The organism is Tardiphaga sp. vice304, assembly GCF_007018905.1.
In the GTDB taxonomy this organism is placed as follows: domain Bacteria; phylum Pseudomonadota; class Alphaproteobacteria; order Rhizobiales; family Xanthobacteraceae; genus Tardiphaga.
In genome coordinates, this window is sequence record NZ_CP041402.1 from 5,174,429 (window position 1) to 5,193,317 (window position 18,889).

Annotated in this window: 18 protein-coding genes; 11 read left to right on the forward strand and 7 right to left on the reverse strand. The window is 64.5% G+C overall.

The annotated features are described in order from the left end of the window. Position 1 precedes the first annotated feature (1 nt). A complete protein-coding gene (locus FNL56_RS24740; protein WP_143575484.1) occupies positions 2-2,065 on the forward strand; it encodes a hypothetical protein in 2,064 nt (687 codons plus the stop codon). Between the two features lie 20 nt (positions 2,066-2,085). Here the strand turns inward: FNL56_RS24740 and FNL56_RS24745 are convergent, their stop codons facing one another. Beyond that, entirely contained in the window at positions 2,086-2,925 is an 840-nt protein-coding gene (locus tag FNL56_RS24745; RefSeq protein WP_246661605.1) for a Bug family tripartite tricarboxylate transporter substrate binding protein, read from the reverse strand. A 137-nt stretch (positions 2,926-3,062) separates the two neighbouring features. Then, the gene (locus FNL56_RS24750; RefSeq protein WP_143575486.1) at positions 3,063-4,778 is read right to left on the reverse strand and encodes an FAD-dependent oxidoreductase; all 1,716 of its coding nucleotides are present in this window, start codon (positions 4,776-4,778) and stop codon (positions 3,063-3,065) included. Positions 4,779-4,879: 101 nt separating this feature from the next. On the opposite strand from FNL56_RS24750, the gene FNL56_RS24755 reads away from it, so the two are divergent. From FNL56_RS24755 to FNL56_RS24765, 3 genes are all read left to right on the forward strand, one after another. Next, a complete protein-coding gene (locus FNL56_RS24755; protein ID WP_143575487.1) occupies positions 4,880-5,806 on the forward strand; it encodes a LysR family transcriptional regulator in 927 nt (308 codons plus the stop codon). A gap of 202 nt (positions 5,807-6,008) precedes the next feature. Next, positions 6,009-6,368 (forward strand): hypothetical protein, encoded by a 360-nt coding sequence (locus FNL56_RS24760; protein ID WP_143575488.1) that lies wholly within the window; start codon positions 6,009-6,011, stop codon positions 6,366-6,368. A 120-nt stretch (positions 6,369-6,488) separates the two neighbouring features. Then, positions 6,489-8,837 carry a TonB-dependent receptor gene (locus FNL56_RS24765; RefSeq protein WP_143575489.1) on the forward strand — a complete coding sequence of 783 codons (2,349 nt, stop codon included), beginning with the start codon at positions 6,489-6,491 and terminating at the stop codon, positions 8,835-8,837. Between the two features lie 163 nt (positions 8,838-9,000). On the opposite strand, the gene FNL56_RS24770 is transcribed toward FNL56_RS24765, so the two are convergent. Both FNL56_RS24770 and FNL56_RS24775 read right to left on the reverse strand, forming a co-directional pair. Next, positions 9,001-9,513, reverse strand: coding sequence for a GNAT family N-acetyltransferase (locus tag FNL56_RS24770; RefSeq protein ID WP_143575490.1), 513 nt, complete (start codon positions 9,511-9,513; stop codon positions 9,001-9,003). A gap of 44 nt (positions 9,514-9,557) precedes the next feature. Beyond that, entirely contained in the window at positions 9,558-10,046 is a 489-nt protein-coding gene (locus FNL56_RS24775) for an NUDIX domain-containing protein (RefSeq protein ID WP_143575491.1), read from the reverse strand. Between the two features lie 136 nt (positions 10,047-10,182). Here FNL56_RS24775 and FNL56_RS24780 point away from each other — a divergent pair, with 136 nt between their 5' ends. After that, positions 10,183-11,064, forward strand: a complete 882-nt coding sequence (locus FNL56_RS24780) for a metallophosphoesterase family protein (RefSeq protein ID WP_143582579.1) — start codon at positions 10,183-10,185, stop codon at positions 11,062-11,064. Between the two features lie 162 nt (positions 11,065-11,226). Here the strand turns inward: FNL56_RS24780 and FNL56_RS24785 are convergent, their stop codons facing one another. The 3 genes from FNL56_RS24785 to FNL56_RS24795 all read right to left on the reverse strand — a co-directional run bounded on the left by FNL56_RS24785 (position 11,227) and on the right by FNL56_RS24795 (position 14,006). Continuing rightward, on the reverse strand, positions 11,227-11,775 hold the full coding sequence (locus FNL56_RS24785) for a hypothetical protein (protein ID WP_143575492.1): 549 nt from the start codon (positions 11,773-11,775) through the stop codon (positions 11,227-11,229). Positions 11,776-12,140: 365 nt separating this feature from the next. Further along, positions 12,141-12,347 carry a DUF4170 domain-containing protein gene (locus tag FNL56_RS24790; protein ID WP_143575493.1) on the reverse strand — a complete coding sequence of 69 codons (207 nt, stop codon included), beginning with the start codon at positions 12,345-12,347 and terminating at the stop codon, positions 12,141-12,143. A gap of 21 nt (positions 12,348-12,368) precedes the next feature. Further along, the gene (locus tag FNL56_RS24795) at positions 12,369-14,006 is read right to left on the reverse strand and encodes an isocitrate lyase (protein ID WP_143575494.1); all 1,638 of its coding nucleotides are present in this window, start codon (positions 14,004-14,006) and stop codon (positions 12,369-12,371) included. A 203-nt stretch (positions 14,007-14,209) separates the two neighbouring features. On the opposite strand from FNL56_RS24795, the gene FNL56_RS24800 reads away from it, so the two are divergent. From FNL56_RS24800 to FNL56_RS24820, 6 genes are all read left to right on the forward strand, one after another. Then, positions 14,210-15,655, forward strand: coding sequence for a helix-turn-helix domain-containing protein (locus FNL56_RS24800; protein ID WP_143575495.1), 1,446 nt, complete (start codon positions 14,210-14,212; stop codon positions 15,653-15,655). A 47-nt stretch (positions 15,656-15,702) separates the two neighbouring features. After that, on the forward strand, positions 15,703-16,602 hold the full coding sequence (locus FNL56_RS24805) for an HNH endonuclease (RefSeq protein WP_143578363.1): 900 nt from the start codon (positions 15,703-15,705) through the stop codon (positions 16,600-16,602). Between the two features lie 77 nt (positions 16,603-16,679). Beyond that, positions 16,680-17,030 (forward strand): type II toxin-antitoxin system RelB/DinJ family antitoxin, encoded by a 351-nt coding sequence (locus tag FNL56_RS24810; RefSeq protein WP_143575497.1) that lies wholly within the window; start codon positions 16,680-16,682, stop codon positions 17,028-17,030. Positions 17,031-17,039: 9 nt separating this feature from the next. Then, on the forward strand, positions 17,040-17,240 hold the full coding sequence (locus FNL56_RS24815) for a type II toxin-antitoxin system YafQ family toxin (RefSeq protein ID WP_441351252.1): 201 nt from the start codon (positions 17,040-17,042) through the stop codon (positions 17,238-17,240). Continuing rightward, positions 17,213-17,311 carry a type II toxin-antitoxin system YafQ family toxin gene (locus FNL56_RS29030; protein ID WP_441351253.1) on the forward strand — a complete coding sequence of 33 codons (99 nt, stop codon included), beginning with the start codon at positions 17,213-17,215 and terminating at the stop codon, positions 17,309-17,311. Before FNL56_RS24815 ends, FNL56_RS29030 begins: the two co-directional genes overlap by 28 nt. Positions 17,312-17,446: 135 nt before the next feature. Further along, entirely contained in the window at positions 17,447-18,733 is a 1,287-nt protein-coding gene (locus tag FNL56_RS24820; RefSeq protein WP_143576361.1) for a lytic murein transglycosylase, read from the forward strand. The last annotated feature ends 156 nt before the right edge of the window (positions 18,734-18,889 follow it).

The window sequence follows — 18,889 nt, forward strand, 5'->3', positions numbered from 1 at the left end:
AATGCAATACGGCATCGTCTTCACGCCGCTCGTCCCCACGCTGGTACTGTGGATCGGCCTTGCCGCGATCGTCGTCATCGCGGTGCTGCTGCTGGTCGGCCGCGCGCGCGGCGCGTTTATGCGGCTGGCGGCGCTCGTACTGATCCTGCTGGCGCTGGCCAATCCGTCGTTCACGCGCGAGGAACGCGAGCCTTTGTCCTCCGTCGCGGCCGTAGTGATCGACAAAAGCCCGAGCCAGAACTTCGGCGAGCGCAACAAGGAGACCGACGAGGCGCAGAAGCAGCTCGTCGACCGGCTGAAGCAGGTCAAGGGCCTCGAGGTCCGCGTCGTCGAGGCCGGCCAGGCCGATGGCGAGACCGACGGCACCCGGCTGTTCGGCGCATTGTCCTCCGCCCTCTCCGACGTGCCGACCGACCGCGTCGCCGGCGCCTTCCTGATCACCGACGGCCGCGTCCATGACATTCCCGCCAATGCCGCCGCGCTCGGCTTCACCGCGCCGGTGCATGCGCTGATCACCGGCCGCAGCAACGAGCGCGACCGCCGCATTGCCATCGTGGCAGCCCCCCGCTTCGGCATCGTGGGCCAAAGCCAGACCGTCACCTACCGACTCGACGACCAGGGCGTCACCGGGCAGAGCGCGCGCGTCGTGGTGCGCCGCGACGGCGATACGATCAACGAACGCACCGTGTTCAGCGGCCAGACCGTCAGCATCGACATCAACATCAAGCACGCAGGCTCGAACATCGTCGAGATCGAGGCCTCGCCGCTGGAGAACGAACTGACGCTGGTCAACAACCGCGCGGTGGTGGCGATCGACGGCGTGCGCGACAAGCTCCGCGTGCTGCTGGTGTCCGGCGAGCCGCATTCCGGCGAGCGCACCTGGCGCAATCTCTTGAAGTCCGACGCCTCGATCGACCTCGTGCACTTCACCATCCTGCGGCCGCCGGAAAAGCAGGACGGCACGCCGATCAACGAATTGTCGCTGATCGCGTTTCCGACCCGCGAACTGTTCCAGCAGAAGATCAACGAATTCCAGTTGATCATCTTCGACCGCTACGCCCGCCAGGGCGTGCTGCCGATCGCCTATTTCGACAATATCGCGCGCTATGTCCGCAATGGCGGCGCGGTGCTGGTCTCGGCCGGGCCGGACTATGCATCGAACACGTCAATCTGGCGCACGCCGCTGGATTCGGTGCTGCCGGCCGAGCCGGTGGGCGTCACCGAGAAGCCATTCTATGCGCATCTCAGCGACGTCGGCAAACGCCACCCGGTGACGCGCGGGCTGGAAGGCGGCGCCTCCGAGCCGCCGAAATGGTCGCGCTTCTTCCGCACCGTCGATACCCGCAACACCACCACGCCGCCGGTGATGACCGGCGCCGACGGCAAGCCGCTGCTGCTGCTGTCGCGCTCCGGCGAGGGCCGCGTGGCGCTCTTGCTGTCGGACCACATCTGGCTGTGGGCGCGCGGCTATGAGGGCGGCGGCCCGCATCTGGATCTCTTGCGACGGATGTCGCACTGGCTGATGAAGCAGCCCGACCTCGACGAGGAGGCGCTCAAGCTGTCGAGCGCCGGCAAGGATCTGGTCGTCAACCGCCAGACCATGGGCGACAGCGTGGCGCCGGTCACCGTCACCTCGCCGTCCGGCAAGACCCGCGAGCTGGCGCTTTCCGCCGGCGAGCCCGGCCTGTGGCGCGCTACCACGCCGGCCGACGAACTCGGCCTGTGGGCCGCCACCGACGGCACGCTGAAGGCGCTGATCAATGTCGGCCCGATCAATCCGAAGGAGTTTTCGGAAGTCACCTCGACCACCGAGACGCTGCGCCCGCTGGCGCAGGCCACCGGTGGCGATTCCCGTCGTATCCACGAGGGGTCGGGCGTCGAGCTGCCGCGCATCGTGCCGATCCGCGCCTCGACCATCTTCCGCGGCGACGGCTGGATGGGCGTCCACATGCGCGATGCCAGCGTGGTCCGCGGCGTCGGCGTGCTGCCGGTATTCGCCGGGCTGATCGGGCTGCTGTTGCTGCTCGGCGCGTTCGCGGCGACATGGCTGCGCGAGAGCCGGTAAAGCAGAGGCAGTTGGCGCTGCTATTGCGCGGTGAGGTTCATATCCCGTGTAAGGCGCCCCCACTTTGCGCTTTCCGAGCGGATGTAGGCGGCGAAGGCTTCAGTCGTCGACGGCGCCGGTTGGGCCCCGATCGTTCGCAGCTTTTCGATCACGTCCTGATCTCCGAGCGCCTTGACAAAAGCACCGTTCAAACGCGCCACGATGTCGGCTGGCGTGGCGGCGGGAGCGACGAGTCCAAACCAACCGGTCGATTCGAACCCGGTCACGCCTTGCTCGTCGAGTGTCGGCACTTCGCGCAGAAACGGGACGCGCTTGGCGCTGGTGACGCCTAGCGGTTTCAGCCGACCGGCACGGATCAATTCCAGCGAACTGGGAATATCGAGAACAGCGAGCGAGATATGACCGGCCAGCACGTCGGTGACCACCGGACCTGTGCCCCGATAAGGAACCAGCGTGAGCTTGATCCGCGCGGATTGCAGGAGCAGCGCTGCCGTCATGTGCATCACCGTGCCGTTGCCGCCATATCCGATCGACAATTGTCCGGGCTTTGCGGCGGCCGCTGCCAGCGCTTCTTTCAGCGTGGCAAATGGAGCGTCAGCGTTTGCCACCAGCACAAAGGGGATGTCGGCGAGCAACGTAATCGGCGCCAGATCCTTGATCGGATCGAACGGCGTCGAAGGATTGAGATGAGGGTTGATGCTCAGCGCGCCTGCCGGTCCCACGCCGAGGGTGTAGCCATCGGGCTTGGCCTGCATCACGGCCTGCATACCGATATTGCCACCCGCTCCGCCGCGATTCTCGATGACGAAGCCCTGCTTGAGGTCGGCGGCGACCACCGGTTCGAGCGCACGAATGAACATGTCGGCGCTGCCGCCGGGCGGGAAAGTGACGATGATCTTGATCAGTTGATCGGGATAGGTCCATGCCGTTGTCGCACCAACCACGATCGAGGTTGCCGCCCCTGCCAGCAGCGTTCTGCGGGTGAGGATAATGGCACTCATGCGCGTTCTCCCGAAAGAGCATGTGCCGCAGCGCGATTGCCTGCAGGTTGTGGATGCGACGGCACGGCTCTGCCGGTGAGGCGATGGACCAACGCTTCAGGATCCGACGGCGCATGATGGCCGCGCCACGCAATATGGTAGTCGGGTCGCACCAGCAAGAGACCTTCGACAGGCCGCTCCGGGCCGGCCTCGTCAGGCGACAGTTCAATCAGCGTCAGGGAAACGCTGTTGCGGACAGCGGCCTCAAGCAAATCCGTCACGTCGCAAGCCGGGTCGTAACGCAACAGTGTGTAACCGGGGCCCATCGCGTCGAAGACGGAGCGGCCGTCCTTCAGCCAGATATGCGGCATCCTGGCGCCCGGCACGGTCGATGGTGTGAAATCACCCATCGTATAGGATGGAGCCGTCTCACCGTCATACGCGATCGCCGGCGACCGGTCGTAGAAATAGCCGAAGTTCAGTCCCGCGCAGCAGTACTGTTTGACATTGAGCTCGTAGGCAGCCCGACCGACCGTCGCGCGGGCCTCCGCGCCAGCCTCTGAGTCTTCCTCGATCGACGCAGGCACCGCGGCGCGCTGGCCGATGCTGGCAATCGCGTGCTCCATGGCAAACCGCGACACCTGTTCGGTGATCGGCTGACGTTCGGCCTCATAGGCATCGAGAAGGCCGACGTCCGCCCAGCCGTTGAGATGCGCAGCCAGCATCCAGCACAGCGAAACCGCATCTGCGATCCCGGCATTCATCCCATAGCCGGCGTATGGCATCCAAAGATGCGCGGCATCGCCGCAGATGAACGCGCGACGGTCGCGGAAGCGATCGGCAACGAGACGGCGACCCACCCAATCCTCCTTGCTGACGACCCGGTAAACAAAGTCAGGGCCAACACCGAGGATCGTGCGGATCGCCCAGTCACGATCAACAGTATCGAATTCGGGCTCGTCCGGTTTCAGATGGTTGTGAATCAGCCACCGGTCATGCCCGTCGATGGCAACGACTGTGCCGGTCCGGCGCGGGTTGAGCGACAGCACCATCCAGGCCGGCGTATGCGGCTGCATCAAGGTCTTGAGATCGGGGGCATCGATGAGCGTCGATTGGACGCGCTGGATAATCGGGGTTCCGACGAAAGCTGCGCCGATCAGCTTGCGCGTCAACGACCTCCCTCCGTCGCACCCAATGAGGAAGCGGCAGCGGATGGTGAAAGCGCGGTCCCCATCGAGTTCGCGAGCGTCGACCGAGACACCCGAGAGATCCTGATCGAAATGCACCATCTCGGTGCGAGGCAGGATCGTAATCTTGGGATTGGCAACAGCACTCGCGAACAGGATGGGCTCCAGATAGATCTGGTTGATGCGGTGCGGGGGTTCGGGGGTCGGCCACCACGTGTCAGGACCATCGGTCGCAGTATAGCGTGTCGCACGCGACGGAATGACGATGCGGGCGAGTTCGATGCCGGTTGCGGTAGTGCGATACGAACAATCGTTTGGGAAGTCGGCCGGCAGGCCGGCATCGCGGAGCTTGGTGACGATGCCGAGTCGGCGAAAGACCTCCATCGACCGGGCCGAAACGTGATTGCATTTGACGTTGGGCGGCTCACCGGCGTGCCGGGTCTCGATCACAATGACATCGATCCCTCGGGACGCGAGGTCCAGCGCCGCGGTGAGTCCGACCGGACCTGCGCCGACGACGACGACGGACGTCTCATAATTCTGCATCGTTACCTTCCCCGACTGCGTCTGCGCGCATTGCCTCGAGGCTAACAAGAAATCTTGATAAGAGAATTCTCTTTCTCAGGTATACTTGATAAGTCTACCTGATGAACATTACGCTTCGCCAGCTAGAAGCCCTGGTCGCAGTAAGCCGCGCCAATTCCATGACGCGCGCAGCCGAACAACTGCACGTCACCCAAGCGGCAATCAGCTTGCTGCTCCGCCAGCTTGAATTGCATTTGGGCGTCCGGCTGTTCGATCGCACGACAAGGTCTTGCACGCCGACGGCAGCCGGGCGTGAGGCCATACAGGCCGCAGAACGCATCCTCGGCGACACCCTCGGCCTCTCGCGCCAGATGCGCAGTTTGTCGGAAGCTCGAACCGGCACGGTAGTGTTCGTCGCATCGGCCGGCGCAGCCTCGGCACTTATGCCTGCGGTGCTGGCCGATTTTCGCACGGCGTATCCCGGCGTTGACGTCATCATGCGCGATGTCGCAGCCGACCAGCTTGTCGGCACGCTTCTCGCGTCGGACGCCGAGTTCGCGATCGGCAGCGTCGATGGGCCAGTGCCCGATGTCACACTGACGCCCCTGGTCAAAGGGCGCCTGAGCGCCATTGGCTGGCCGGGCTGTCCGATCGCATCGATGCAAACGCTGTCTTGGGACGAACTCGCCACGTTGCCGACCATCGCGATGCGGCACGACACCTTGATCCGCGCCCAGATCGACCGCCGGCTGGCGCGCGACGGCAAAACACTTGTTCCGACCCACGAGGTGTCCCTTATCAACACCGCACTGTCGATGACAGCGAAGGGCATCGGCTACGCGATCTTGCCGTCCTATATGATGCCTACGGAACAGTATCCGGGACTGATCGCCTTCCCGCTGGTGCGACCGGCGATCATGCGCCAGTTATCCTGGATCCAGCAGACCGGCCGCGGGCTGTCACCGGCAGCGCGACAATTTCAGAAAATGACCGCTCGCGTCGTCGCCAGCGCACACGCCACAGCCATTGCGCGGCGCCCAGTCGCATAGCGCGGGATACCTGTATGGTCACCTCTGCAGGGGCCGGGCAACGGAAGGCGGCGGCGAGCGTTGCCGTAATCCCACAGTAAGAGCCCCCTTCATTGAGAGCCCCGGTCCGTCATTGACATCGGCTTCCATCGCCTGCGATGTTACAATGTAACATCGGGGCGATATGGAGAGTATCCATGCCCGAGGCAAGGCGCCTGACGGCATGAAGTGGTTTCGGACACACATCAGGAATGGATCGCGACTGGCGCTGCTCGCGCTGGCGATCCAGCTCGTGCTGTCGTTCGGCCATGTCCACCCGGCGCGAGCGCAGGCGCCAGCCGGCTCGGCCATCGAGTCGCTTCACCTTCCGGCCGACCAGCTTCCTGCATCCGACCAGCATCCCGCCGACCATTGCGACATCTGCGCCGTCCTCTCGATGGCCGGCACCGTGCTGGCCGCATCGCCACCCGCGCTGCCGCCGCCGCCTGCAACAGACTTCCGGCTGCTCGATGCGCGCGAGCAGTTCGTTGATCGCGCCGCGTCCGGCGTCGCGTTCCAGCCGCGCGGCCCACCCCTCGCCTGACCTCCGACCTTTGCTGATCGCCGCCCCGTCGCGGCGGTCGTTCTAAAGTCGACCTGCGCCGTGCAGGTCCCGGTTGGCGTGCCGCTCCTGCGGCGCTGCTGGTACAGTCAGGACACCTCCATGCCCATCCGCTTCCACCATGCCGTCTTGCTCGGCGGCTCCGCCATCGCCGGCCTCGGTCTGCTTGATGGCACCGCGCTCGCCCAGAGCGCCGCGCCCATTGAACTGCCCACCATCTCCGTCACCGCGCCGAGCCCGATCGTGCGGCGCAAGCCGGCCGTCGCCCGCGCGCCGGTGCGCGTGGCCCGCACCGCGCCCGGCCGCAATGCCGGTACGCCCCCCGAGACCGTGGCCGCGCTGGCGCCACAGCGCGGCGTGCTGCCCGTCGTCACCGACCAGTTCGCCACCGTCACCGTGGTGCCCACCGAAGAGTTGCGCCGCTCCGGCGCCACCACGCTCGGCGACCTGCTGGGCAACAAGCCCGGCATCACCGCCTCGGGCTACGCGCCGGGCGCGGCCAGCCGGCCGATCATCCGCGGCCTCGACGTCAACCGCGTCGGCATCGTCGAGAACGGCATCGCCAGCAACGGCGCCTCCGATCTCGGCGAGGACCACTTCGTGCCGGTCGATCCGTTCGCGGCCAATCAGATCGAGGTGATCCGCGGCCCCGCGACCTTGCGCTACGGCTCGCAATCGATCGGCGGCGTGGTGTCGTCGAGCAACAACCGGATCCCCGACGCGATGCCGGCCTGCGCCACCGCGCCGTTCCAGAGCTACGGCCTGCCGGCGAAGGCGCCTGTGCTGGGCGCCGCGCCCTGCATGAATGCCGAAACGCGGACCTCGATCTCCTCGGCCGATCGCGGCGTGGAGGGCGGCGTGCTGCTCGATGCCGCCGGCGGCAATGTCGCCCTGCATGCCGACGTCTACGGCCGCCGCGGCGGCGACTACAATGTGCCGAGCTACCCCTATGCCGCCCCCGGCCTCGCCTTCAACGGCCGGCAGCCGAACTCATCGAACCAATCCAGCGGCGCCTCGATCGGCGGCTCCTATATTTTCGACGGCGGCTTCATCGGCGCGGCCCTGACGCAGAACGATACGGTCTATCGGATTCCCGGCCCCGAAGGCGCTCAAGTGGGGACGCGGATCGTCGGCCACCAGACCAAGTTCACCACCAAGGGCGAGTACCGTCCGGATTCGGCGGCGATCGAGGCGGTCCGGTTCTGGGCCGGGATCACCGACTACCGCCACAACGAGGTCGGCCGCGCCGATGCCGCGGATCCCGCCAGCGACGGCGTCCGCCAGACCTTCACCAACAAGGAGCAGGAAGGCCGCGTCGAGCTGCAGATGATGCCGTTCGACGCCCGCTTCGCTACCGTGACCACCGCGTTCGGCGTGCAGGCCAGCCATCAGGAGCTGACGGCGCCGAGCCCGGACGATCCGAACAGCCCGCTCAACGGATTGTTCTCGCCCAACAAGAACACCCGCGTCGCCGGCTACGTGTTCAACGAGTTGAAGTTCACCGAGACCACCAAGGCCCAGGTCGCCGGCCGCATCGAGCACGTCAACCTCACCGGCACCACGCCGAGCCTGATCCCGCAACTGTTCGATCTCGCCGCCAATCCCGGCGACATCGGTGCTGCGACCGGGCGCGATTTGTCGTTCGCGCCGAAGAGCTTCAGCCTCGGCCTGATCCAGGCGCTGCCTTACGACCTCATCGCCAGCGTCACCGGGCAATATGTCGAGCGCGCGCCGAAGGCGGCCGAGCTGTTTTCGCGCGGCGGGCATGATGCGACGACCACCTTCGACATCGGCAATCCCAACCTCGGCATCGAGACGGCGAAGTCGGTGGAAGTGGCGCTAAGCAAGGCGACCGGCCCGTTCCGCTTCGAGATCACCGGCTACTACACGCAGTTCAACGGCTTCATCTACCGCCGCCTCACCGGCAACTCGTGCGACGGCGCGAGCTGCATCGCGGGCGCCGGGCTAGAGCTGAACCAGGCGATCTACTCGCAGCGCGATGCCACCTTCCGCGGCGGCGAATTCCAGAGCCAGCTCGACGTCTCGCAATTCTACGGCGGCACCTGGGGCATCGAGACCCAGGCCGACGTGGTGCGCGCGACCTTTGCCGACGGCACCAACGTGCCGCGGATTCCGCCGGTGCGCGCCGGCGGCGGCCTGTTCTGGCGCGACGCCAACTGGCTGACGCGGGTCAACCTGCTGCATGCCTTCGCGCAGAACGACGTCGCCGTGATCGCGGAGACGCCGACCAACGGCTACAATCTGCTGAAGGCGGAGGTAAGCTACAACACAAGGCTCGATCCGCGGATCTACGGCGCCAAGGAGATGACGGTGGGCGTGGTCGGCAACAACCTACTCAACGAGAACATCCGCAACGCGTCGTCCTACAACAAGAACGACGTGCTGCAGCCGGGGTTGAATGTAAGGGCGTTTGCGAATTTGAAGTTCTGAGTTCCGCTCGCTGTCACCTCTCCCGTAGGGAGAGGTCGGATGTGCGAGCGCAGCGAGGACATCCGGGTGAGGGGTTTGGGACTTCGAATGACGGTGTGCCCCTCACCCGACCGGCTTCGCCGGTCGACCTCTCCCCGCCGGGGAGAGGTAAGGCTACAGCGCGTTATTTGGCCGCGTCCCAGTCCGGGCGCACCGCGCCGGCGAGGCCCTCGGCGGCGCCCTCTTCCAGTTCCAGCACCAGCAGCCGCTTCTTATCGACCGGGCCGGGCATCGTCACGGTGCCCGGCGGAATCAGCTTGAAGCCGACGCGGGCATAATAGGGTTCGTCGCCGACCAGCACGATCAGCCGGTGGCCGGCCTTTCGCGCGTCAGAGATGGCGCGGTCGAGCAAAGCCCGGCCGACGCCGCGGCTGCGGAACGGCGGCTCCACCGTGAGGGGGCCGAGCAGCAGCGCCCTGGTGTCGCCGACACAGATCGGCAGTTGCCGCACCGAGCCGACCAGCAGCGTGCCGATGCGGGCGGTGAAGGACAGCGCCAGCAGATGGCCGACCTGCTCGCGCAGCCGGTAGGCCGACAGCACGTAGCGGCCGGGGCCGAAGGTGCGGGCGTGCAGCCGCTCGACGATCTGGGCGTCGTTGGCGGTTTCCGCCAGAATGGTCAAAGAGAGATCGTTCATGTCGGGCGCGGAATAGCATCTGGCGGCGCCCCGGTCCATCGCGGTCAGTCGCGCCAGGTGATGCCGGCCGGCCGGCCGTGCAATACCTCGGCAAGCCGTAGCCTTGTGCCCTCGGTGGTGTCAGACGGCAACGAATCGAGGGCGAAGAAGCCGGTTTCGGCGATCTCGCGGTTCGGCTCGGGAGCCCGGTCCTGGCGAAACTGCCGGACCACATAGACCGCGACGTGGTCGCGCGGCGAGACGTGGCTGTTGAGATAGACGCCGAGCAGCACAGGCTCGCCCAGCACCTCGATGCGGCCCTCTTCCATCAATTCGCGCAGCATCGCCTCGCGAAAGCTCTGGCCGACCTCGACGCCGCCGCCCGGCAGGTACCAGCCGGAGACATAGGTATGCCGGACCAGGAAGACGCGGTTGTCGGCATCGAGCACCACGGCGCGGACGCCGAGCGTCATGCCGCGGGCGACGCGGAAATACAGATGGAAGATTTTTCGCAGATACGGCTCGAGCCGCAGCCGCAGGGTCGGGGTGGTCATCGCGGGCGAAGTCCTGGTCTGGCTGGCGGCTGGGTCTTGCGTAACATCCGCTACCTTGCCAAAACATTGAAAGATTTCACAGGGATGGTACGGACGTGACCCGGCTGAACACAACTTGCCGAACCGGCCGCCCGCGATGACGGCGTTCACGCTCGCGCATCTGTCCGACGTGCACCTGCCGCCGCTGCCGCAACCCGCGATCGGCGAACTGCTGGGCAAGCGGATGCTCGGCTATATCAACTGGAAGCGCAACCGGCACCGCATCCACCAGAGCGACGTGTTGGACGCGCTGGTCGCCGACATCAAGGCGCAGGCGCCCGACCATATCGCGGTCACCGGCGATCTCGTCAATCTCGCACACGCCGCCGAATTGGCGCCGGCGCGGCAATGGATCGAGGGAGTCGGCGCGCCTCAGCTTGTGAGTCTGGTGCCCGGCAATCACGACGCCTATACGCGCAACGCCGTGCCGCGCTTCGAGCAGACCTTTGGCGATTACATGCGCAGCGACACCGGGGCTGTGGGGTTTCCCTATCTGCAGAGGCGCGGACCGCTGGCGCTGATCGGGCTGTCCACCGCCGTGCCGACGGCGCCGTTCATGGCGACGGGAACGCTGGGTGCGGCGCAGCTCGCCACACTCGACCGCATGCTCGGCGAAGTGTCCGGCGCGGAGCTGTTTCGCGTGCTGATGATCCATCACCCGCTGCGGTCGAAGCACAAGCACAAGCGGCTGACCGATTCCGACGCGCTGCAAATGGTGCTGAAGCGCCACGGCGTTGAGCTGATCCTCCATGGCCACGACCACATCCATTCGACGATGTGGTTCGAGGGGCCGTCGTGCCGCATCCCGGCGATCGGCGTGCCCTCGGCGTCAGCGATCGCGCACGGACATCGGCCGGCGGCGGCATATAACCTGTTTGCGATCGAACGCGCGGGCGATGCGTGGCGCTGCGAGCAGACGGTGCGCGGGTTCGGGGATGGAACGGGGATTCAGCAATTGCAGCGGGCCGCGCTGACCTAACAGTTTGTCATTCCGGGATGCGACAGACGGCGAAGCCGGATGGCGCAGGCCCGGAATCTTGAGATGTTCATCGTAACACTTCGAGGTTCCCCGCCACTCCAATTGGAGTGGCTGAGGTTCGCTCGCGCTGATGCGCTCGCGCCCCGGAACGACAGTGAACCTTCAGTCCCCCTGCACCGCCACCACGAGTGCCACGGCGAACAGTGCCAGCGCGCCGACGATCACGCCCAGCAGGAATGGCCAGAACCGGCTGCGCGGCTTCGCCAGCGCCGTGGCCGGCGCCGGCGCCGGTGCCAGCGCGTGCTCGCGCTCGATCAGGCGGCGGGCGATGTAGTCGGTGACGGCTTTGACGATCGCGGTGACGTCATGCGATTCGGCCAGCACCACGCGGCCGAAGCGGGCGTCCTGCACGAAGCGATACATCCGCTTGTCGCGTCCCATCGCGACATGGGCGACCATGTCGATCCACAGCCGCGGCGCGTCGCCCTGGCTGATGCCGCGATCAAAGAGATCGACGCGCGCCGGAATTTCGTCGAACAGCGGGTCGAGCGCGTCGTTGAGGATTTCCAGCCGCGCCACTTCGGCATCGCGCAATTCAACCACCACGCCGCTGCGGTCCGCGGCTTCGATCCGGGCGCGGCGCAACGCATCGCGCAGCCGCAAGGGTTTGTCATCGTCCGAAGGGGTCCCGTAGGGTGACACGCTCGACATACTCCCGGCCTCAACGCTGGCCTGCACGGCAATTAACCTATCAGTAACCATAAGCCTCGAAAAGGCCGTTTGTTTCCAGACACTTCGGCCAGCCATGAGTTCGACTGGCCATGTTTGGGTCCCCTCCCCGCTTGCGGGGGAGGGTGGCCGCGCGCAGCGCGTACGGGAGAGGGGTGCCACGGGCGACAGAGCCTCTGGCTCCCCCTCTCCCTGACCCTCCCCCACCTAGCGAAGCTTCGCTTCGCCCGGTGGGGGAGGGGACACTCCTGTCTGTGATCAGCCCCCCCCTAAACACCAACGGCCCCATCCGTTGCCGGATGGAGCCGCGATGTCCTTGGACTTTTGTTGAACTTAGTCTTGGGCCCTTACGCCATCGCGCGCTGCGGTTCCTCGACGATCGAAAAACGCACGCCGGCGCGGTGGCGGTTTTCTTGCGAGACGCTCTTCCAGGCCTCTTCCGCTTCCTGCCGGGTCTTGAACGGACCCTGCACCTGCGCCGAACCTTCGACCAGCTTGTGGAAGTTCATCGAACCGAACTCGCCGCCGATCACCCAAAAATTGCTGCCTGACATGTTGCTCTCCTGTTGTTGGCGTTAGCCGAACTGGTTCATCGTGTTGTGCGCGCCGCCGGCCTTCAGGGCCGCCTCGCCGGCGAAGTATTCCTTGTGGTCATCGCCGATGTTGGAGCCGGCCATGTCCTGATGCTTGACGCAGGCGATGCCCTGACGGATCTCCTGGCGCTGAACGTTCTTGACGTAGCCGAGCATGCCCTGCTCGCCGAAATACTCTTTGGCGAGATTGTCGGTCGAGAGCGCCGCCGTGTGATAGGTCGGCAGCGTGATGAGGTGGTGGAAGATGCCGGCGCGCTTGGCCGAATCCGCCTGGAAGGTGCGGATCTTTTCGTCGGCTTCCTGGGCGAGCGGCGTGTCGTCATATTCCGCTTTCATCAGCTCGGCGCGGTTGTACTTCGCGACGTCCTTGCCGGCCTGCTTCATCTCGTCGAACACCTGCCAACGGAAGTGAAGCGTCCAGTTGAACGACGGCGAGTTGTTGTAGGCGAGCTTGGCGTTCGGGATCACTTCGCGCACCCGGTCGACCATCGAGGCGATCTGCTCGATGTTCGGCTTCTCGGTCTCGATCCACAAAAGGTCCGCGCCGTTCTGCAGCGAGGTGATGCTGTCGAGCACGCAGCGATCCACACCGGTGCCTTCGCGGAACTGGTACAGGTTGCTCGGCAGCCGCTTCGGACGCAGCAGCTTGCCGTCGCGGCTGATGATGACGTCACCATTGCCGACCGAGTTCACATCGACCTCGTCGCAGTCGAGGAAGCTGTTGTACTGGTCGCCGAGATCGCCGGGCTTGTGGCTGACGGCGATCTGCTGCGTCAGGCCGGCGCCCAGCGAATCGGTGCGGGTCACGATCACGCCGTCTTCGACGCCGAGTTCGAGGAAGGCGTGGCGGCAGGCGCGGATCTTCGCCAGGAAGACCTCGTGCGGCACCGTCACCTTGCCGTCCTGATGGCCGCACTGCTTCTCGTCCGACACCTGGTTCTCGATCTGCAGCGCGCAGGCGCCGGCCTCGATCATCTTCTTGGCCAGCAGATAGGTCGCTTCCGCATTGCCAAAGCCGGCGTCGATGTCGGCGATGACCGGCACGACATGGGTCTGGAAGGTGTCGATCTTTTCGATCAGCGCCTGCTCGGCGGCCTGATCGCCGGCCTTGCGGGCGGCGTCGAGCTTGCGGAAGATCTCGTTCAGCTCGCGCTGATCGGCTTGGCGCAGGAAGGTATAGAGCTCTTCGATCAGCGCCGGCACCGAGGTCTTCTCATGCATCGACTGGTCGGGCAGCGGCCCGAATTCCGAGCGCAGCGCGGCGATCATCCAGCCGGACAGATAGAGATAGGTGCGGTCGGTGGTGCCGAAATGCTTCTTCACCGAGATCAGCTTCTGCTGCGCGATGAAGCCGTGCCAGCAACCCAGCGACTGGGTGTATTTGGTGCTGTCGGCGTCATAGGCGGCCATGTCGGCGCGCATCAGCGCCGCCGTGTAGCGCGCGATGTCGAGGCCGGTCTTGAAGCGGTTCTGCAGGCGCATCCGGGCCACGGCTTCGGCCTTGACGCCGTTCCAGGTGTCCTTGTCCTTGAGCAGCGCTTCGGCCGTCTCGATTTCGCTGCGATAGGAGGCCGGCCCTTCGAGGGCGAGGTCGCTGATGCCGCGTGGCTGAAAGTTCATGTTGGTAACCCCTTGTAATGTCTACTCGCGACGCCTGTTCTTATCGACAGATGTGACAACCTCGTCGCGAAACGTGTCAGGACTTAAACGACAAACGCAGCTATTCGGATAGATGTCTTGCGTTTGAATGGTGATGCAATGTAACATCTCGACTTGTCACTAATGTCATTTTGTAATAATTGTCACAAACGGGATATCAGGCGATGGCCGGCGACGCGTCCAAGAAACTGTTCGTGGGACCGCGGTTCCGGCGGATCCGGCAGCAGCTCGGGCTGTCGCAGACCCAGATCGCCGAGGGGCTGGGCATCTCGCCGAGCTACATCAACCTGATCGAGCGCAACCAGCGCCCGGTGACGGCGCAGCTATTGATGCGGCTGGCGCAGACCTACGACCTCGATCTGCGGGACTTGGCCACCGCCGACGAGGACCGCTTCTTCGCCGAGCTCAACGAGATCTTTTCCGACCCGCTGTTCCGCCAGATCGACCTGCCGAAGCAGGAATTGCGCGACCTCGCCGAGCTCTGCCCCGGCGTGACGCATGCGCTGCAGCGGCTCTATGCGGCATACGCCGAGGCGCGGCGCGGCGAGACGCTGGTCGCGGCGCAATTCGCCGACCGCAACGAAGGCGGGCACTTCGAGGCCAACCCGATCGAGCGCGTCCGCGACCTGATCGAGGCCAACCGCAATTACTTCCCGGAGCTCGAACAGGCCGCCGAGACGCTGCGCGACCAGATCAACGAGAGCGCGCCGGATCTCTACGCGGCCCTCGCCACACGGCTGCGGGAAAAGCATTCGATCGTGTCGCGGATCATGCCGGTCGACGTGATGCGCGAAACGCTGCGGCGGTTCGATCGCCACCGCCGCCAACTGCTGATTTCCGAACTGGTCGATGGCCCCGGCCGCGCCTTCCAGCTCGCCTTCCAGCTGGGATTGATGGAGTGCGGCAGCGCCTTCGAGAGCATTGTCGGCCGCGCCGGGCCGCTCGATGACACGCCGCGGCGGCTGTACCGCATCACGCTGGCGAACTATTTTGCCGCGGCCGTGCTGATGCCCTATGCCGCGTTCCACGGTGCCGCGGAGGCGCTGAGCTATGATCTGCAGGTGCTGGGCCAGCGTTTCAATGTCGGCTTCGAGCAGGTCTGCCACCGCCTCACCACGCTGCAGCGCCCGACCGCGCGCGGCGTGCCGTTCTTCATGCTGCGCGTCGACAATGCCGGCAACGTCTCCAAGCGGTTCTCGTCGGGCACCTTCCCGTTCTCCAAATTCGGCGGCACCTGTCCGTTGTGGAACGTGCACTCGACCTTCGACACGCCGGACCGATTGCTGAAGCAGGTCATCGAACTGCCGGACGCCAGCCGCTATTTCTCGATCGCGCAGATGGTGCGACGTCCGTCCGCGCCGCACGGCCAGCCGCAGCCGCGCTTCGCCATTGGCCTCGGCTGCGAGATCCGCCACGCCGCGAAGCTGGTCTATGCCTCCGGCATGGATCTGGAAAAAGCCGAAGGCACTCCGATCGGCGTCAACTGCCGGCTCTGCGAACGCGAAAACTGCCCGCAACGCGCCGAGCCGCCGATCACGCGGACGCTGATTTTGGATGAGAACACGCGGCGGGTGTCGAGCTTTGCGTTCAGCAATGCAAGGGAGTTGTAGACTGCTGCCAGCCTGGGCAATCGAAAATACCGTGCTATACAGATGACATGGGATTTGGGGTCTTCATCCATCGGACGGATTCGATTTACGACGACAGCCCGGCTGAGAAATATCAATTCCACAGCCAGTATCTGAGTCGAGCGCAAACGTTCGTCGGTGACTGGATCGTCTATTATGAGCCGCGTAAGGTCGACGCGACGCGCGGCTACTTTGCCATCGCGAAGGTTCAACAGATCATTCCCGATCCATCAGCTACGGGCATGTACTTGGCCTTGATCGAGCCGTCGAGTTATCTCGATTTCGCAACACCTGTTGCATTTACTAATGCTGATGGCGTCATTGAGCGCGGCATCCTCAATGACCAAGGTCGTATTTCGGGAAGGGCCCAATCCGCGGTCCGTCCAATCAGCCCTGACGATTTCGAGCGCATAGTCACGCTCGGACTAGATGAGAACGTTCAAATTCTACCGAGGATTGGCGAGACATCATCTTTTCCGCAGCTTGACGAAATTCAGGCTCCTTTCCAGTACGAGGAGCCCCGAGATCGATTAAATTATCTCACGTCAAGGATCGTGCGCGACCGGGCCTTTCGCCGCGTTATCCTGGATGCTTACGACCGCCGATGTGCAGTGACTGGGCTAAAGCTAATCAATGGTGGTGGAAGAGCGGAGGTGGACGCGGCCCATATCCGACCAGTCGAAGCAAATGGCCCGGACACCGTGAACAATGGGATCGCACTTTCGGGCACGGCTCACTGGATGTTCGATCGCGGTCTGATTGGGCTTTCGGACGAACTGGAAATATTGATTTCGCGACAGGTCAACGATTACGAAACCATACGCGCTCTGGTTAATAAAACCGGCTTTGCGTTAGCTCCGCAACGCATCTCCCATCGCCCGCACCCGCATTTCTTGAACTGGCATCGGGAAAATTGCTTCAAGCATTAGTTGGCCGGGGCCGACCATCGGATTGATTTCAGGATGCAGCTACTGGAAAACGCAACGCAATCGTGTTACATTCTGGTATGGCTACGAAACCGCAAACTGTCTCGACCGCCAAACGGCAAGCCAAGCCGCCGTTGAAGGCGGTCGCCGTTCGCAAGCCTGCCAAGAGCGGCTTCATCAACGCGCGCATCGAGCCGAAGCTGAAAAAGAGCGCCGAGGCGGTGCTCGACAAGATCGGTCTGTCGACCACCGATGCCCTGACGATCTTCTTCAAGCAGGTCGTCGCCCACAAGGGCATGCCGTTCGAAGTAAAGGTCCCCAATCGCGAGACCATCAAGGCGATGCGGGACGCCGAGGCTGGTCGGACGGAGAGTTTTACCGGTACGGCTGAGCAACTGTTCGCTCACGTTCTCGGCAAGAAACGCCGCTAACCCCTTCCGATGAAGACGCTGGACCAGACCGGTTCATTCAAGCGCGATCTGAAGCGGGTCACGAAGCGTGGCTACGATCTCTCGAAGCTGGCAACGGTCTTAAATCTTCTGCAAGCCAACAGCCCGCTGCCTATCTCCAATCGACCGCATTCGCTGAAAGGCCGATGGAAGGGCTTTTTCGAATGCCACATCGAACCGACTGGCTGCTAATCTACCAGACGGACGCCACCCGCGTGCTGCTGGTCAGAACGGGCACCCATGCCGATCTGTTCGACGAATGACGCTCCAGCAGTCTGCGTCATGGCCGGGCTTGTCCCGGCCATCCACGTCTGTATTCCTTAATGCAACGTGGATGCCCGGCACGAGGCCGGCATGGCGGGGAGAGGCCGGGGTTCATGATGCAGATGTCGGTGCGGATGCGACCAATTCGTTTTGTGACGGCCCTTGCTATCACTGCCTTTGCCTCGCCGGCCTCCGCGCAATTCGCATTCCCTGCGCAAACCCAACCCGCGCCGACGGCTCGGCCCGCTGCGACAGCCAGACCCGCCGCCAGCCCGCGTGCCGCCGCCTGCCACGGTGGCCAAAACTTCGACCAGTTCCTCGCCGGGCTGAAGCAGCAGGCCACAGCCGCCGGCGTCTCGCCACGGGCGATCGCCTCCGCTGCGCCATGGCTGGTCTATGATCCAAAAATCGTCAACCGCGATCGCGGCCAGCGGGTGTTCGGCCAATTGTTCACCGAATTCTCGCGCCGGATGGCGGCGGATTACCGGATGCAGAACGGGCAGCTCAAGATCAAGCAGCACGCCGCCGCCTTCGCCCGCGCCGAGAAGGAGTTCGGCGTGCCGCCCGCGGTGATCGCGGCGTTCTGGGCGCTGGAGAGCGATTTCGGCGCGCAGATGGGCAACCTGCCGACGCTGCCTTCGCTTGTGTCGCTTGCCTATGACTGCCGGCGCTCGAAAATGTTTCAGGACGAGACCATCGCCGCGCTGAAGATCATCGACCGCGGCGATCTTTCGCCGGAGGAAATGATCGGCTCCTGGGCCGGCGAACTCGGCCAGACGCAGTTTCTGCCGACGCATTACTACAACTACGCGGTCGATTATGACGGCGACGGCCATCGCAACCTGCTGCGCTCGCCCGACGACGTGATCGGCTCGACCGCCAATTACATCGCCAACGGGCTGAAATGGCGGCGTGGCGAGCCGTGGCTGCAGGAGGTGCAAGTCTCGGCCAACATTCCCTGGGACCAGGCCGACCTGACCATCCAGTTGCCGCGCTCCAAATGGGCGGCCTATGGCGTGACCACTGCCGACGGCCGGCCGCTGCCGAACGACAACATGCCGGCGTCCCTGCTGCTGCCGATGGGCCGCTTCGGCCCGGCGTTCCTGGCCTATGCCAATTTCGCCGCCTACACGGAATGGAACAATTCGCTGATCTATTCCACCACCGCGGCCTATCTCGCCACCCGCATCACCGGCGCGCCAAGGATGCGAACGCCGGGTGCAGCGGTGCCGCAATTGTCATTCGCCGAATTGAAGGAGCTGCAGCAATTGCTGGTGCGCGCCGGCTTCAATGTCGGCAAGGTCGACGGCATAATGGGGCAGCTCAGCCGCACCGCGGTGAAGGCGATGCAGGTCAAGTACGGCCTGCCGGCGGATTCCTGGCCGACCGCCGAATTGCTGGCGCGGCTGCGCGGCGCCTGAAGGTCGAAGCCGATCTTCGCCACGGCACGGAGATGCCGGCCATGACGTCCCGAAGGTCACGCAAAAACTTTCGCCTGTTTCAGATGGTTGAACGACGTTCGTGCTCTGTCAGGCGGCGCAGGGAGCACGTTTCGTCTTTTCAGCGATCCCCTCTCG

What these genes read in the sequence shown, in the direction of transcription:
- FNL56_RS24755 (WP_143575487.1), top strand. Translation starts at nt 4,880, where the DNA reads ATGAACATTACGCTTCGCCAGCTAGAAGCCCTGGTCGCAGTAAGCCGC.
- FNL56_RS24780 (WP_143582579.1), top strand. Translation starts at nt 10,183, where the DNA reads ATGACGGCGTTCACGCTCGCGCATCTGTCCGACGTGCACCTGCCGCCG.
- FNL56_RS24760 (WP_143575488.1), top strand. Translation starts at nt 6,009, where the DNA reads ATGAAGTGGTTTCGGACACACATCAGGAATGGATCGCGACTGGCGCTG.
- FNL56_RS24815 (WP_441351252.1), top strand. Translation starts at nt 17,040, where the DNA reads ATGAAGACGCTGGACCAGACCGGTTCATTCAAGCGCGATCTGAAGCGG.
- FNL56_RS24795 (WP_143575494.1), bottom strand. Translation starts at nt 14,006, where the DNA reads ATGAACTTTCAGCCACGCGGCATCAGCGACCTCGCCCTCGAAGGGCCG.
- FNL56_RS24810 (WP_143575497.1), top strand. Translation starts at nt 16,680, where the DNA reads ATGGCTACGAAACCGCAAACTGTCTCGACCGCCAAACGGCAAGCCAAG.
- FNL56_RS24765 (WP_143575489.1), top strand. Translation starts at nt 6,489, where the DNA reads ATGCCCATCCGCTTCCACCATGCCGTCTTGCTCGGCGGCTCCGCCATC.
- FNL56_RS24805 (WP_143578363.1), top strand. Translation starts at nt 15,703, where the DNA reads ATGGGATTTGGGGTCTTCATCCATCGGACGGATTCGATTTACGACGAC.
- FNL56_RS24785 (WP_143575492.1), bottom strand. Translation starts at nt 11,775, where the DNA reads ATGTCGAGCGTGTCACCCTACGGGACCCCTTCGGACGATGACAAACCC.
- FNL56_RS24750 (WP_143575486.1), bottom strand. Translation starts at nt 4,778, where the DNA reads ATGCAGAATTATGAGACGTCCGTCGTCGTCGTCGGCGCAGGTCCGGTC.
- FNL56_RS29030 (WP_441351253.1), top strand. Translation starts at nt 17,213, where the DNA reads ATGCCACATCGAACCGACTGGCTGCTAATCTACCAGACGGACGCCACC.
- FNL56_RS24800 (WP_143575495.1), top strand. Translation starts at nt 14,210, where the DNA reads ATGGCCGGCGACGCGTCCAAGAAACTGTTCGTGGGACCGCGGTTCCGG.
- FNL56_RS24740 (WP_143575484.1), top strand. Translation starts at nt 2, where the DNA reads ATGCAATACGGCATCGTCTTCACGCCGCTCGTCCCCACGCTGGTACTG.
- FNL56_RS24820 (WP_143576361.1), top strand. Translation starts at nt 17,447, where the DNA reads ATGCGACCAATTCGTTTTGTGACGGCCCTTGCTATCACTGCCTTTGCC.
- FNL56_RS24745 (WP_246661605.1), bottom strand. Translation starts at nt 2,925, where the DNA reads ATGTTCATTCGTGCGCTCGAACCGGTGGTCGCCGCCGACCTCAAGCAG.
- FNL56_RS24775 (WP_143575491.1), bottom strand. Translation starts at nt 10,046, where the DNA reads ATGACCACCCCGACCCTGCGGCTGCGGCTCGAGCCGTATCTGCGAAAA.
- FNL56_RS24790 (WP_143575493.1), bottom strand. Translation starts at nt 12,347, where the DNA reads ATGTCAGGCAGCAATTTTTGGGTGATCGGCGGCGAGTTCGGTTCGATG.
- FNL56_RS24770 (WP_143575490.1), bottom strand. Translation starts at nt 9,513, where the DNA reads ATGAACGATCTCTCTTTGACCATTCTGGCGGAAACCGCCAACGACGCC.